Genomic DNA, 15255 nt, shown 5'->3' with positions numbered 1-15255 from the left:
AATCACTACCCGGCAGTTGAATAGGGGCTGAACCGCCCCTATACTCTGCGCGCATTTTGTCGGCACAAATTATGCCAAGTTATTGATTTTGGCGGCTGGCATACGAGGAGTCCATGTGATGGAGACACGCACGCCAAACCGCTTGCCATTCCATCGTCTGGCTGTTTTCCCGGTACTGCTGGCTCAATTGATTGTGCTGTTACTGGCAGCGGTGACGCTTTGGCAGTGGCATGGAGTCGTAGCTGGATACTCAGGGCTTTGCGGAGGCCTGATAGCTTGGCTGCCCAATTTGTACTTTGCCCATAAGGCGTTCCGGTTTTCCGGTGCCAGGGCTGCGCAAGCCATCGTTCGGTCGTTCTACGCCGGCGAGGCAGGCAAACTGATTTTTACGGCAGTGCTGTTTGCACTGACCTTCGCAGGTGTAAAGCCGCTGGCCCCGCTGGCGGTTTTCGGAGTGTTCATGCTGACCCAGTTGGTCAGCTGGTTCGCACCCCTGCTAATGAGAACAAGACTTTTGAGACCTTAGGGCGTTTGAGGCAACCATGGCAGAGCAAACAGCTTCGGGCTATATCCAGCACCACTTGCAGAACTTGACCTTCGGTCATTTGCCTGACGGCACTTGGGGCTTCGCGCATTCCGCAGCAGAAGCAAAAGAAATGGGCTTTTGGGCTTTCCACCTCGACACGCTTGGCTGGTCGGTGGCTCTGGGTCTGATCTTCGTCCTGCTCTTCCGCATGGCCGCTAAAAAAGCGACCTCCGGTCAGCCTGGCGGTCTGCAGAACTTCGTCGAAGTCCTGATCGAATTCGTCGACGGCAGCGTAAAAGACAGCTTCCATGGTCGCAGCGCGGTCATCGCACCTCTGGCACTGACCATTTTCGTCTGGGTTTTCCTGATGAACGCGGTCGACCTCGTGCCGGTTGACTGGATTCCACAGTTGGCGGTGATGATTTCCGGCGATCACCACATTCCGTTCCGCGCGGTGTCGACCACCGACCCTAACGCAACCATCGGCATGGCGCTTTCGGTCTTCGCACTGATCATTTTCTACAGCATCAAGGTCAAGGGCATTGGCGGTTTCATTGGCGAATTGACCCTGCACCCGTTCGGCAGCAAGAACGTTGTTGTCCAGGCACTGTTGATTCCTGTGAACTTCCTGCTTGAATTCGTGACACTGATCGCCAAACCGGTTTCTCTGGCGCTGCGTCTCTTCGGCAACATGTACGCCGGTGAACTCGTGTTCATCCTGATCGCGGTCATGTTCGGCAGCGGGCTGCTGTGGCTCAGCGGACTGGGCGTGGTACTGCAATGGGCGTGGGCTGTCTTCCACATCCTGATCATCACCCTGCAAGCGTTCATCTTCATGATGCTGACCATCGTCTACCTGTCGATGGCTCACGAAGATAACCATTAAGACCCGCCTGGCGAGTCTGATGATCCCCTCATTGCGGTGAGGGGGCGCCCGCAAGGGCTTGATGTAAAAAACGATTTTGTTTTACCGCTTTAATCTAAAAAAACCTAACCAATACGACGTAAAAGTCGGGAGGAAAGATGGAAACTGTAGTTGGTCTAACTGCTATCGCTGTTGCACTGCTGATCGGCCTGGGTGCTCTGGGTACTGCAATCGGTTTCGGCCTGCTGGGCGGTAAGTTCCTGGAAGGCGCAGCGCGTCAACCAGAAATGGTTCCAATGCTGCAAGTTAAAATGTTCATCGTGGCTGGTCTGCTCGACGCCGTAACCATGATCGGTGTCGGTATCGCTCTGTTCTTCACTTTTGCGAACCCCTTCGTTGGTCAACTCGCTGGCTAATCGCTCGAATTTTCGAGTTGATTGGTGTGATGGACAACGAACGAGCGAGGTGTTGGCGTGAACATTAATGCAACCCTGATTGGCCAGTCCGTTGCGTTCTTCATTTTTGTGCTGTTCTGCATGAAGTTCGTGTGGCCTCCGGTCATCGCGGCTTTGCACGAACGTCAGAAGAAGATCGCGGATGGACTGGACGCTGCTACACGAGCAGCTCGCGACCTGGAGCTGGCCCAAGATAAAGCGGGTCAGCAACTGCGCGAAGCGAAAGCTCAGGCGGCTGAAATCATTGAGCAAGCCAAGAAGCGCGGTACTCAGATTGTCGACGAAGCCCGTGAACAGGCTCGTGTCGATGCTGACCGCATCAAGGCTCAGGCTCAGGCCGAGATCGAGCAGGAACTGAACGGCGTCAAAGACGCGCTGCGCGCCCAACTGGGCAGCCTGGCAGTCAACGGCGCGGAGAAGATCCTGGGTGCCACAATCGATCAAAACGCGCACGCGGAGCTGGTTAACAAACTGGCTGCTGAAATTTAAGCGAGGGCGATCATGGCAGAACTGACCACGTTGGCCCGACCTTACGCTAAGGCAGCCTTCGAGCATGCACAGGCGCACCAGCAACTGGCCAATTGGTCAGCCATGCTCGGCCTGGCTGCTGCGGTGTCGCAAGACGACACCATGCAGCGCATGCTCAAGGCCCCGCGACTGACGAGCGCAGACAAGGCCGCCACTTTTATTGAAGTGTGCGGCGACAAGTTCGATGCCAAGGCACAGAATTTCATTCACGTCGTTGCTGAAAACGACCGTCTCCAGCTTCTGCCGGAGATCTCCGAACTGTTCGAGCTGTACAAGGCCGAGCAGGAAAAATCGGTAGATGTGGATGTGACCAGTGCTTTTGCATTGAACCAAGAACAGCAAGACAAACTCGCCAAGGTTCTCAGTGCACGGCTCGGCCGGGAAGTGCGCCTGCACGCTGCGGAGGATGCTGCCCTGATAGGTGGTGTCATCATCCGCGCCGGCGACCTGGTTATCGATGGCTCAGTTCGCGGCAAACTCGCGCAACTAGCCGAAGCATTGAAATCTTGAGTTTGAAGGGGCAGCAGAGCAATGCAGCAACTCAATCCTTCCGAAATAAGTGAAATCATCAAGGGCCGCATCGACAAGCTCGATGTAGCCTCCCAAGCCCGCAACGAAGGCACTGTCGTCAGCGTGTCTGACGGTATCGTGCGGATTCACGGTCTGGCCGACGCTATGTACGGCGAAATGATCGAGTTCCCGGGCGGCGTCTACGGTATGGCACTCAACCTGGAGCAAGACTCCGTGGGTGCTGTCGTACTGGGCGCATACACCTCTCTTGCCGAAGGCATGAGCGCCAAGTGCACAGGCCGCATCCTGGAGGTTCCGGTTGGTAAGGAACTGCTGGGTCGCGTTGTCGATGCACTGGGTAACCCTGTGGACGGTAAAGGTCCTCTGAACAACACCGAGACCGACGCGGTCGAGAAAGTTGCTCCAGGCGTTATCTGGCGTAAGTCGGTAGACCAGCCTGTACAGACTGGCTACAAGGCTGTCGATGCCATGATCCCTGTCGGCCGTGGCCAGCGTGAGCTGATCATCGGTGACCGTCAGATCGGTAAAACCGCTCTGGCGATCGACGCGATCATCAACCAGAAAGACAGCGGCATCTTCTGCGTCTACGTTGCTATTGGTCAGAAGCAATCGACCATCGCCAACGTTGTTCGCAAGCTGGAAGAAAACGGCGCTCTGGCCAACACCATCATCGTGGCCGCCAGTGCTTCCGAATCTCCTGCGCTGCAATTCCTGGCTCCTTATGCCGGTTGCACCATGGGCGAATACTTCCGCGACCGCGGTGAAGACGCACTGATCGTTTATGACGATCTGTCGAAGCAAGCAGTGGCTTACCGCCAGATTTCCCTGCTGCTGCGCCGTCCACCAGGACGTGAAGCTTACCCAGGCGACGTGTTCTATCTCCACTCCCGTCTGCTGGAGCGCGCATCCCGCGTTTCGGAAGAGTACGTAGAGAAGTTCACCAACGGCGCAGTGACCGGCAAAACCGGTTCCCTGACCGCACTGCCGATCATCGAAACCCAGGCTGGCGACGTTTCCGCGTTCGTTCCGACCAACGTGATTTCCATCACCGACGGTCAGATCTTCCTGGAATCGGCCATGTTCAACTCCGGCATCCGTCCGGCTGTGAACGCTGGTGTTTCGGTATCTCGTGTGGGCGGTGCCGCTCAGACCAAGATCATCAAGAAGCTGTCCGGTGGTATCCGTACCGCTCTGGCTCAGTACCGTGAACTGGCGGCATTCGCCCAGTTCGCCTCTGACCTGGACGAAGCGACCCGTAAGCAACTTGAGCATGGTCAGCGCGTTACCGAGCTGATGAAGCAGAAGCAATACGCGCCAATGTCGATCGCTGACATGTCGCTGTCGCTGTATGCCGCTGAGCGTGGGTTCCTGACTGACGTCGAAATCGCCAAGGTCGGCAGCTTTGAACAAGCGCTGATTGCTTACTTCAACCGCGATCACGCCGATTTGATGGCGAAGATCAACGTGAAGGGTGACTTCAATGACGAAATCGATTCTGGCCTCAAAGCCGGTATCGAGAAGTTCAAGGCCACCCAAACCTGGTAAGCCGCAGCGGGAGTCGCGAGGCTCCCGCTTGCTAACCTGATAGGTGTTACATGGCAGGCGCAAAAGAGATTCGCAGCAAGATTGCGAGCATCAAAAGCACGCAAAAGATCACCAGCGCCATGGAAAAAGTGGCGGTCAGCAAAATGCGCAAGGCTCAAATGCGCATGGCTGCTAGCCGTCCTTACGCGGAGCGCATCCGCCAGGTGATTGGTCATCTTGCCAACGCTAACCCGGAATACCGTCACCCCTTCATGATCGAACGCGAAGTAAAGCGCGTCGGTTATATCGTGGTGAGCAGTGACCGTGGTCTGTGTGGTGGCTTGAATACCAACCTGTTCAAGGCTTTGGTCAAGGACATGGCGAAGAACCGTGAAAACGGCGTAGAGATCGATCTGTGCGTGGTCGGCAGCAAAGGTGCGGCGTTTTTCCGCAACTTCGGCGGTAACGTCGTCGCTGCGATCAGCCACTTGGGCGAAGAGCCATCGATCAACGATTTGATCGGCAGCGTCAAGGTGATGCTGGATGCCTACCTGGAGGGCCGTATTGATCGCCTGTCCGTGGTATCCAACAAGTTCATCAACACCATGACTCAGCAGCCAACGGTCGAGCAGTTGATTCCGTTGGTCGCCACCCAGGATCAAGAACTCAAGCACCACTGGGATTACCTGTACGAACCCGACGCCAAAGAGCTGCTGGACGGCTTGATGGTCCGTTACGTGGAGTCGCAGGTCTACCAGGCGGTGGTCGAGAACAACGCAGCTGAACAAGCCGCGCGGATGATCGCGATGAAGAACGCCACTGACAACGCCGGTGACCTGATCAGCGATTTGCAGCTGATCTACAACAAGGCGCGTCAGGCAGCGATCACCCAAGAGATCTCGGAAATCGTCGGCGGCGCTGCCGCGGTTTAACGGTTCAAATATTCAGAGGATCCAGCTAATGAGTAGCGGACGTATCGTTCAAATCATCGGCGCCGTGATCGACGTGGAATTTCCACGCGACAGCGTACCGAGCATCTACAACGCGCTGAAAGTACAAGGCGCTGAAACTACCCTGGAAGTTCAGCAGCAGCTGGGCGACGGCGTAGTTCGTACCATTGCGATGGGTTCTACCGAAGGCTTGAAGCGCGGTCTGGACGTTATCGACAGCGGCGCAGCCATCTCCGTACCGGTCGGTAAAGCGACTCTGGGCCGGATCATGGACGTCCTGGGTAACCCGATCGACGAAGCTGGCCCGATCGAAACCGAAGAGCGCTGGGGCATTCACCGTCCTGCGCCTTCGTTCGCTGACCAGGCAGGCGGCAACGACCTGCTGGAAACCGGCATCAAGGTTATCGACCTGGTATGCCCGTTTGCCAAGGGCGGTAAAGTCGGTCTGTTCGGTGGTGCCGGTGTCGGCAAGACCGTAAACATGATGGAACTGATCCGTAACATCGCCATCGAGCACAGCGGTTATTCCGTGTTCGCCGGTGTGGGTGAGCGTACTCGTGAGGGTAACGACTTCTACCACGAGATGAAGGATTCCAACGTTCTGGACAAAGTGGCACTGGTATACGGCCAGATGAACGAGCCGCCGGGAAACCGTCTGCGCGTTGCTCTGACCGGTCTGACCATGGCCGAGAAGTTCCGTGACGAAGGTAACGACGTTCTGCTGTTCGTCGACAACATCTACCGTTACACACTGGCCGGTACTGAAGTATCCGCACTGCTGGGCCGTATGCCTTCCGCAGTAGGTTATCAGCCGACCCTGGCTGAAGAGATGGGCGTGCTGCAAGAGCGCATCACTTCGACCAAAGAAGGTTCGATCACCTCGATCCAGGCGGTATACGTACCAGCGGACGACTTGACCGACCCGTCGCCAGCGACCACCTTCGCCCACTTGGACGCCACCGTCGTTCTGTCCCGTGATATCGCTTCCCTGGGTATCTACCCAGCGGTTGACCCACTGGACTCGACTTCGCGCCAGCTGGACCCGAACGTTATCGGCCAGGACCACTACGACACCGCTCGCGGCGTCCAGTACGTTCTGCAGCGTTACAAAGAGCTGAAAGACATCATCGCGATCCTGGGTATGGACGAGCTGTCGGAAACCGACAAGCAGTTGGTATCCCGCGCTCGTAAGATCCAGCGCTTCCTGTCGCAGCCGTTCTTCGTGGCTGAAGTCTTCACCGGTGCATCGGGTAAATACGTTTCCCTGAAAGACACCATTGCTGGCTTCAAAGGCATCCTCGCCGGTGAGTACGACCACCTGCCAGAACAAGCGTTCTACATGGTCGGCGGCATCGAAGAAGCGATCGAGAAAGCCAAGAAACTGTAATCCAGGCGCCCGGCAACGGGCGCTAATCAGGTTGAGGCAAGCAAATGGCTATGACAGTCCATTGCGATATCGTCAGCGCGGAAGGAGAGATTTTCTCCGGTCTGGTCGAGATGGTGATTGCACACGGTAACCTGGGTGATATCGGTATTGCTCCAGGTCACGCGCCGCTGATCACTGATCTGAAGCCGGGCCCGATCCGTCTGATCAAGCAGGGTGGAGAAGCCGAGGTGTTTTACATCTCCGGTGGTTTCCTTGAGGTTCAACCGAACATGGTCAAAGTGCTTGCCGATACCGTGCAACGCGCTGCTGACCTGGACGAAGCCTCTGCTCAGGAAGCCGTCAAGGCTGCCGAGAAAGCCCTGAACGAAAAAGGCGCAGATTTCGACTACGGATCTGCTGCTGCACGTCTGGCGGAGGCCGCGGCTCAGCTGCGCACCGTTCAGCAAATTCGCAAGAAATTCGGCGGCTAAGGCTCACGACGTTCATGCGCGATTGAGTAAAAGGGTAGCCTCGGCTACCCTTTTTCTTTTTTCGGTTCTTTTTCCTGAATCATCAGCCCGGCCTCCGCTGCGGCTGCTCGCCTGGAATCCTTCATGTCTCTCGATATCGTCATTCTTGCTGCGGGTCAGGGCACTCGCATGCGTTCGGCTCTCCCTAAAGTGCTGCACCCGGTGGCCGGCAACTCCATGTTGGGCCATGTTATCCACAGTGCTCGTCAGCTTTCGCCTGACAGCATCCAGGTGGTGATCGGGCATGGCGCCGATAAGGTGCGTGAACAGCTTGCCGCCGACGACTTGAGCTTTGTCCTGCAGGACAAACAATTGGGGACCGGACACGCAGTCGCCCAGGCCGTGCCGGCGCTAAGCGCTGACACCGTTTTGATTTTGTACGGCGATGTCCCGCTGATCGAAGTGGAGACATTGCAGCGTCTGCTTACGCTGGTGAACGACCAGCAGCTGGGCCTGTTGACCGTCACCCTCGACGACCCGACCGGTTACGGCCGGATAGTGCGCGATGAACAGAACCGCGTCAGCGCCATCGTTGAGCACAAAGACGCCACTGACGCTCAGAAAGCGATCAAGGAAGGCAACACCGGGATTCTGGCTTTGCCTGGCAAGCGTCTGGCCGACTGGCTAGGGCGTCTGTCGAACAACAATGCCCAAGGCGAGTACTACCTGACTGACGTGATCGCAATGGCGGTGAACGACGGCCTGATCGTCGCCACAGCCCAGCCACATGACCCGATGGAAGTGCAGGGCGCCAACGACCGCAAACAGCTCGCCGAGCTGGAGCGTCACTACCAGCTGCGTGAAGCGCGCCGCCTGATGGCGCTTGGCGTGACGTTGCGCGATCCCTCCCGGTTTGATGTGCGCGGTGATGTCGCGGTCGGACGCGATGTCACCATCGATATCAACGTGATCCTCGAAGGTCGTGTAGTCATCGAGGACGATGTGTCCATCGGCCCGAACTGTGTGATCAAAGACAGCACGCTGCGCAAAGGCGCAATCATTAAGGCGAACAGCCATCTTGAAGGCGCCATCGTCGGTGAAGCGGCCGATGCAGGTCCTTTCGCCCGTCTGCGTCCAGGAAGCATCCTGGGCGCTGGGGCCCATGTGGGTAACTTCGTTGAACTGAAGAACGCAGAGATGGGCGAGGGGGCCAAGGCCGGTCATCTGGCGTATCTGGGAGATGCGGTCATCGGCGCGCGCACCAATATCGGCGCCGGCACCATCACCTGCAATTATGACGGCGCCAACAAGCACAAAACGGTATTGGGCGAAGACGTATTCATCGGCTCGAACAACTCGCTGGTCGCGCCTGTGGATATCTCGTCGGGGGCGACGACTGCTGCAGGTTCAACCATTACGCAGAACGTTGCGGTCGAGCAGCTGGCAGTTGCCCGAGCGCGCCAGCGCAACATCGATGGCTGGAAGCGCCCGGTCAAAATCAAGAAACACTGAAGTTATCCACAGTTTGCATCAGGCCTGACTGCCATCGCGCGCGTTCAGGTCTGATTCAGTCCGTCTCTGCCAGGCTTTGATGTATTCACAGCCTTCGGCATCCCCAGAAAAATCATCGCCCTCGCTTGACGAATATCTTTCGATAGGTTTCTATTCGCATCGTTATCTTTCGAAACGAAACTTACGGGTCAACATGTCCAAGCGCAATACCCCTCAACGTCGTCACAATATCCTTGCGCTGCTCAATGAACAGGGCGAGGTGAGTGTCGACGAGTTGGCGAAACGTTTCGAGACCTCTGAAGTTACGGTTCGTAAGGATCTGGCTGCACTTGAAAGCAACGGCTTGTTGTTGCGCCGGTACGGCGGGGCGGTTCCGATGCCGCAGGAATTGATCGGCGAACCGGGTCAGCCGGTATCCCGACACAAACAAGCCATTGCCCGCGCGGCGGTGAAGCGCATTCGTGAGCATGCCCGAATCATCATCGACAGCGGCAGTACCACTGCTGCCATGATCCCAGAGCTTGGTCAGCAGCCCGGCCTGGTCGTCATGACGAACTCTTTGCATGTCGCCAACGCCCTCGGCGAGCTGGAGCATGAACCGGTGTTGTTGATGACCGGGGGCACTTGGGACCCGCATTCCGAGTCGTTCCAGGGCCAGGTCGCCGAACAAGTGCTGCGTTCCTATGACTTCGATCAGCTCTTCATCGGTGCGGACGGCATTGATCTGATGCGCGGTACCACGACCTTCAACGAGCTGCTGGGCCTCAGTCGTGTCATGGCCGAGGTCGCTCGCGAAGTGATTGTCATGGTCGAAGCCGACAAGGTCGGTCGCAAGATTCCCAATCTGGAACTGCCCTGGAGCAGTGTCCACACCCTTATTACCGACGATCGACTGCCTCAGGAGGCACGCGATCATATTCAGGCGCGCGGCGTTACGTTGATCTGCGCCGCTGTTTCCTAGGAGAAAAAACCATGTGTGGAATTGTCGGCGCTGTCGCTGAACGTAATGTCACCGCCATCCTGCTGGAAGGCCTCAAGCGTCTGGAATACCGCGGTTACGACAGTGCCGGTGTAGCGCTGTTCAGCAATGCTGGCGTGCTGGAGCGTCGTCGCCGCGTCGGCAAGGTCAATGAGCTTGAGCAATCGCTGGCGGGCGAACCGTTGGTGGGCCGTCTGGGTATTGCCCACACCCGTTGGGCCACGCACGGTGCGCCTCTGGAGCACAACGCGCACCCACACTTTTCCAGCGGCGAACTGGCCGTTGTCCACAACGGCATCATCGAAAACCATGAGCCGCTGCGCGATCGTCTGAAAAGCCTCGGCTACCTGTTCACCTCCGATACCGACACCGAAGTCATCGTGCACCTGCTGCACCATAAAATGCAGGACACGCCTGATCTGACCGCAGCGCTCAAAGCAACCGTTAAAGAACTGCACGGTGCTTATGGCCTGGCAGTCATCAGTGCCAAGCAACCTGATCGTCTGGTCGCGGCCCGCAGCGGAAGCCCGCTGGTGGTCGGCCTGGGTCTGGGTGAGAACTTCCTGGCCTCCGATCAGCTGGCGCTGCGTCAGGTCACCGATCGCTTCATGTACCTGGAAGAGGGCGACATTGCCGAGATCCGCCGTGACAGCGTGCAGATCTGGACCGCTGCCGGTGTTTCGGTGGAGCGTGAGGTCGTGCAGTACCGCGAAGGCGCCGAGGCCGCCGACAAGGGCGAGTTCCGTCACTTCATGCTCAAGGAAATCCACGAGCAGCCGAAAGTCGTACAGCGCACGCTGGAAAACCGTCTGGGTTCGGATCAGGTGCTGGTCCAGGCGTTCGGCCCACAAGCGGCCGAGCTGTTCGCCAAAGTGCGCAACGTCCAGATCGTTGCCTGCGGCACCAGTTATCACGCCGGGATGGTTGCCCGATACTGGCTTGAAAGTCTCGCTGGCATTCCCTGCCAGGTCGAAGTCGCCAGCGAATTCCGCTACCGCAAAGTCGTGGTCCAGCCGGACACGCTGTTCGTCTCGATTTCCCAGTCTGGCGAAACCGCCGACACCTTGGCCGCACTGCGCAACGCCAAAGAACTGGGCTTCCTCGCAAGCCTCGCTATCTGCAACGTCAGCATCAGCTCGCTGGTGCGTGAATCCGACCTGACCCTGCTGACGCAAGCAGGCCCTGAAATCGGAGTGGCCTCCACCAAGGCATTCACCACTCAGCTGGTTGCCCTGATGCTGCTGACCCTGTCGCTGGGTCAGGTCAAAGGCACGTTGGCTGCTGGCGTTGAAGCTGAGCTGGTTGAAGAACTGCGTCGCCTGCCAACCCGCCTGGGCGAAGCGTTAGCGATGGACAGCACCGTCGAGAAAGTGGCCGAGTTGTTCGCCGAGAAGAACCACACGCTGTTCCTCGGACGCGGCGCGCAATTCCCGGTCGCGATGGAAGGTGCCCTGAAACTCAAGGAAATCTCCTACATCCACGCCGAAGCCTATCCCGCAGGCGAGCTCAAACACGGCCCGCTGGCGCTGGTCGACAGCGACATGCCCGTCGTGACCGTGGCGCCGAACAACGAACTGCTGGAAAAACTGAAATCGAACCTGCAGGAAGTCCGTGCCCGTGGCGGTGAGTTGATCGTCTTCGCTGACGAACAAGCTGGCTTGAACAACGGCGAAGGCACCCACGTCATCTCTATGCCGCACATCATCGATGCCCTGGCGCCGATTCTGTACACCGTCCCGCTGCAGCTGCTGTCTTACTACGTTGCAGTGCTTAAAGGCACGGACGTGGATCAGCCGCGTAACTTGGCGAAGTCGGTGACAGTGGAATAAGTTATCCACAACGAGTCGTTGGGAACTAGAGCTGTCGCCGGTCGGCCATGAATCGATCGGCGACAGCTTTTTACGTTCGGTCCAACAGCCAGTCCCACGTCAAGAAAAGCCACCAGCGGTTTCTCCCCCCAAATTAACGCGCTATAACGGAACCCTTCAGAACGATCGATTGAAACTTCGGCCCCGAGGGCGTTATGGCTAGCAGACCTTCTGTAGAACAACGACGCGAGTTCGGTAAGTTTCTCTCCAGCCGACGTGCTCGCCTTGAGCCTAAGGATTTTGGCCTTCCCGAGGGACCCAGGCGTACGCCGGGATTGCGCCGCGAGGAAGTGGCGGTGCTGGCAGGGGTCAGCGTCAGTTGGTACACCTGGCTTGAGCAGGGCCGTGATATCCAGCCGTCTCCCGACGCGCTGCGGCGCATTTCGAAAGTTCTCAAGCTTGATCGCGTGGAGTCTGCGCATCTGTTTGCGTTGTCCTCACTCGAAGCACCTCAGGCCGAGACCGGCGGCGGGGTCAGCGCCGGGCTGGAAATGCTCGTGCGGGCGATCAATCCCATTCCGGCCTACGTGCGTAACGCTCGGCTCGACATCCTGGCGTGGAACGATGCCATCGCCGATCTGTTCGTCGATTACGGTTCGCTGCAGCCTCATGAGCGCAATACGTTGCGCCTGTTGTTCCTGTACATCCCTTATCGGACCGTGATCCTGGACTGGGAGCAGATGGCGCGGGGTATGATCAGTGCCTTTCGCGCTTCCCGTGCCCTGGCTCAGGACAAGGCGCCATTCGACAGCCTGATCGAGGAGCTGTCCGCGCTAAGCCCGGAGTTTCGCGAGTGGTGGCAGGACACGGAAGTCAAAGGCTTCGACGAAGGCCGAAAGCGTCTGCTGCATCCGGTCAGTGGTTACATCGATTTTACCTACGTGGCCCTGACGCCAGAGGGCCGGCCGGATCTGTCGCTGGTCACATACATCCCTCGACACACTGCCTATGACTCCCAGTCATAGGATAACAACACGCCTTCCTGGCCCTGTCGGGCTTACCTAGAGTGACGGTCATCGCAGCGCAAACAGCGCTGCACCACCGCCAACGAGGTGATACCGATGACTAACCTGAACGCAACTTCGACCCCCTCTGCCTTCGCCACATCGCGTAACCCGGCGACCGGTGAACTGATCGCGACTTACCCGTTTCAGACACAGAGCGAAGTCGAGCAACTGCTGGACGTAAACGCCGCTGCCTTCCGCTTGTGGCGTGCCACGCCGATGCGCGAACGTGTCACCGCCTACCGTCGTCTGTCCGCTGTCCTGCGCGAGCGTTCGGACATCATCGCTGCGCTGATCACCGCTGAAATGGGCAAGACCCTGGTGTCGGCGCGGGCTGAAGTGGAGAAGTGTGCGGCGACCATCGACTGGATTGCCGACAACGGCCCGGCGATCCTGGCCGATGAGCCTGTCAACGTAGACGGTGACGACGAGGTTCACGTTTCCTTCTTGCCGATCGGCACCGTGCTGGCGGTGATGCCGTGGAATTTCCCGCTGTGGCAGGTGATTCGCGCATCAGGGCCGATCATGCTGTCGGGTAACGGCTTCATGCTCAAGCATGCGCCGAACGTCATGGGCTCGGCCTATGCCCTGCAGGACGCCTACGAGGCCGCGGGATTTCCCAAAGGTCTGTTCGCCAACCTGATCGCGGATAACGATACCGTCGCTCGCACCATCGAAGACCCTCGCATCGCCGGTGTGACGCTGACGGGCAGCATGCGCGCCGGTTCGGCCGTCGCGGCGACGGCGGGCAAGGCGCTGAAAAAGAGTCTTCTGGAACTGGGCGGCTCCGATGCCTTTATCGTGCTGGCCGACGCCAATATCGACCTGGCGGTGAAGGCTGCGGTTGAAGCGCGCTTTCAGAACGCCGGACAGGTCTGTCTGGCGGCCAAGCGCTTCATTGTCGAGCAGCCAATTGCCGAGGAGTTCACCCGCAAGTTTGTCGCGGCGGTGAAGCAGTTGAACGTCGGTAACCCGCTGGACAGCGCCAACAATGTCGGGCCAATGGCTCGCGGCGATTTGCGCGATGAGCTCGACGGTCAGGTACAGCGCACCATTGCCGCTGGCGCAACCTTGCTGCTCGGTGGCAAGAAGATTGAAGGTCCAGGCAATTTCTACGAGCCAACGGTGCTGGCCGACGTCCAGCCTGGCATGGCCGCGTTCGATGAAGAAACGTTCGGCCCCGTCGCAGCGATTACCGTTGCCAACAACGCCGAGCACGCCATCGTTCTGACCAACACCAGTGATTACGGTTTGGGTGGCAGCCTGTGGACCCAGGACATGGATCGCGCACAACGCATCGCCCGTCGCCTGGAAACGGGTGGGGTCTTCATCAATGGCTTCCCTGCAACCAACGCGCGTATTCCGGTGGGTGGTGTGAAGAAGAGCGGTTACGGTCGCGAGCTCTCGCATTTCGGCTTGCGGGAATTCACCAATGCGCAGGCCGTCTGGGCCAAGAGCATCGACTGAACACCTCCATAACGTGCCTGATTGCAGAGAGAAAAAATCATGAGTGATCGTTTCGCAAGCCCTGTCCTGCAGCCCGTCAAATTGGGCGGACTGCAACTGAAGAACCGCATTGTGATGGCGCCGATGACCCGCAGCCGCGCGGACGATGCCGGTGTTCAACCCGACTACGTCGCCGACTATTACGCCCAGCGGGCAAGCACCGGGCTGATTGTGACGGAAGCGACCAATATTTCGGCCCAAGCCCGAGGCTACACGCGAACCCCCGGGATCTGGACCGAAGCGCAGATCGCTGCGTGGAAGCGTGTGACCGAGGCGGTCCATCGTCAGGACGGCAAGATCTTCCTGCAGCTCTGGCACACCGGACGCATGTCGCACCCTGACATGCACGACGGCAGCCTTCCCGTTGCGCCATCGGCGATCAAGCCTCACGGGCAGATCCGGGTGCATAAAGGGATGAAGGATTTCGTCACGCCCCGGGCACTGGAAACCGATGAAATCCCGCTGATCGTCGAGGATTATCGCCGGGCCGCCGAAAACGCCAAAGTGGCCGGCTTTGACGGTGTGGAGGTGCATTCGGCGAACAACTATTTGCTCGAGCAGTTCGTGCGTGACAGCACCAACCTTCGAACAGACCGTTATGGCGGCTCGCTGGAAAACCGCCTGCGCTTTCCTCTGGAGGTGGTCAAGGCAGTGATCGACGTCTGGGGTGCCGACCGCGTTGGTATCCGCATCTCTCCGGTGACCACTACGCCTGGCGAAACGCCGCTGGACAGCAACACCATGGCCACCTTTGGTGCCTATGTTGCCGCGCTATCGGACCTCGGGCTGCTGTACATCCATGAGATTGAGGGCGTCACTCAGCTAAGCCGCGAAGAGGTCAATGGCGTCAACTTTGCCGAACTGCGGCAGCGTTTCAGCGGCGCGTATATCGCCAACAACCAGTACACGCTGGATCTGGCCGAACAGACGCTGGCAGCGGGGGATGCTGATTTGTTCAGCATTGGTCGTCCCTTCATTGCCAACCCTGACCTGATCTACCGCCTGGCCAGCGGAGCGCCACTGGCGGAAGCGCCAAAAGCCTATTGGTACGGCGGCGACGCCACGGGTTATTCAGACTGGCCGGCAATGGGCTGACGTCGCATCCCCTCGTTAATCCGCGCTCCATCCCAAGCCGTCGCCCATGCGACGGCTTTTTCATGCTCCCTGTAAA

The 15255-nt window shown here is 58.4% G+C and carries 15 protein-coding genes; all 15 read left to right on the top strand.

The features are described 5' to 3' along the window. Window positions 1–118: 118 nt before the first annotated feature. Entirely contained in the window at window positions 119–526 is a 408-nt protein-coding gene (locus AB4N84_RS10905; RefSeq protein ID WP_074757410.1) for a F0F1 ATP synthase subunit I, read from the top strand. A 16-nt stretch (window positions 527–542) separates the two neighbouring features. Beyond that, window positions 543–1412 carry a F0F1 ATP synthase subunit A gene (gene atpB, locus AB4N84_RS10900; protein WP_074757408.1) on the top strand — a complete coding sequence of 290 codons (870 nt, stop codon included), beginning with the start codon at window positions 543–545 and terminating at the stop codon, window positions 1410–1412. Between the two features lie 137 nt (window positions 1413–1549). Then, on the top strand, window positions 1550–1807 hold the full coding sequence (atpE, locus tag AB4N84_RS10895) for a F0F1 ATP synthase subunit C (RefSeq protein WP_002555987.1): 258 nt from the start codon (window positions 1550–1552) through the stop codon (window positions 1805–1807). Window positions 1808–1864: 57 nt separating this feature from the next. Next, window positions 1865–2335, top strand: a complete 471-nt coding sequence (locus tag AB4N84_RS10890) for a F0F1 ATP synthase subunit B (RefSeq protein WP_062386210.1) — start codon at window positions 1865–1867, stop codon at window positions 2333–2335. A 12-nt stretch (window positions 2336–2347) separates the two neighbouring features. Next, the gene (locus tag AB4N84_RS10885) at window positions 2348–2884 is read left to right on the top strand and encodes a F0F1 ATP synthase subunit delta (RefSeq protein WP_037016920.1); all 537 of its coding nucleotides are present in this window, start codon (window positions 2348–2350) and stop codon (window positions 2882–2884) included. 21 nt (window positions 2885–2905) lie between these two features. Continuing rightward, window positions 2906–4450 (top strand): F0F1 ATP synthase subunit alpha, encoded by a 1545-nt coding sequence (gene atpA, locus AB4N84_RS10880; protein ID WP_074757406.1) that lies wholly within the window; start codon window positions 2906–2908, stop codon window positions 4448–4450. Between the two features lie 50 nt (window positions 4451–4500). Beyond that, window positions 4501–5361 (top strand): F0F1 ATP synthase subunit gamma, encoded by an 861-nt coding sequence (gene atpG, locus AB4N84_RS10875; protein WP_074757404.1) that lies wholly within the window; start codon window positions 4501–4503, stop codon window positions 5359–5361. Between the two features lie 28 nt (window positions 5362–5389). Further along, entirely contained in the window at window positions 5390–6766 is a 1377-nt protein-coding gene (gene atpD / locus AB4N84_RS10870) for a F0F1 ATP synthase subunit beta (protein ID WP_074757402.1), read from the top strand. Window positions 6767–6810: 44 nt separating this feature from the next. After that, window positions 6811–7236 (top strand): F0F1 ATP synthase subunit epsilon, encoded by a 426-nt coding sequence (locus AB4N84_RS10865; RefSeq protein WP_043192055.1) that lies wholly within the window; start codon window positions 6811–6813, stop codon window positions 7234–7236. Between the two features lie 123 nt (window positions 7237–7359). Then, window positions 7360–8727, top strand: a complete 1368-nt coding sequence (gene glmU / locus AB4N84_RS10860; RefSeq protein ID WP_460046332.1) for a bifunctional UDP-N-acetylglucosamine diphosphorylase/glucosamine-1-phosphate N-acetyltransferase GlmU — start codon at window positions 7360–7362, stop codon at window positions 8725–8727. Window positions 8728–8920: 193 nt separating this feature from the next. Continuing rightward, entirely contained in the window at window positions 8921–9688 is a 768-nt protein-coding gene (locus tag AB4N84_RS10855) for a DeoR/GlpR family DNA-binding transcription regulator (RefSeq protein WP_074757398.1), read from the top strand. Window positions 9689–9699: 11 nt separating this feature from the next. Then, window positions 9700–11535 (top strand): glutamine--fructose-6-phosphate transaminase (isomerizing), encoded by a 1836-nt coding sequence (glmS, locus tag AB4N84_RS10850; protein ID WP_460046330.1) that lies wholly within the window; start codon window positions 9700–9702, stop codon window positions 11533–11535. A gap of 194 nt (window positions 11536–11729) precedes the next feature. Continuing rightward, window positions 11730–12539 carry a helix-turn-helix transcriptional regulator gene (locus AB4N84_RS10845; RefSeq protein WP_460046329.1) on the top strand — a complete coding sequence of 270 codons (810 nt, stop codon included), beginning with the start codon at window positions 11730–11732 and terminating at the stop codon, window positions 12537–12539. 96 nt (window positions 12540–12635) lie between these two features. Next, entirely contained in the window at window positions 12636–14045 is a 1410-nt protein-coding gene (locus AB4N84_RS10840; RefSeq protein WP_460046327.1) for an NAD-dependent succinate-semialdehyde dehydrogenase, read from the top strand. A gap of 39 nt (window positions 14046–14084) precedes the next feature. Further along, a complete protein-coding gene (locus AB4N84_RS10835; RefSeq protein WP_460046326.1) occupies window positions 14085–15179 on the top strand; it encodes an alkene reductase in 1095 nt (364 codons plus the stop codon). Window positions 15180–15255 lie beyond the last annotated feature (76 nt).

The sequence above is a fragment of the Pseudomonas sp. S2_H01 genome, assembly GCF_054668305.1.
This window is presented reverse-complemented; position numbering and strand designations above follow the sequence as displayed.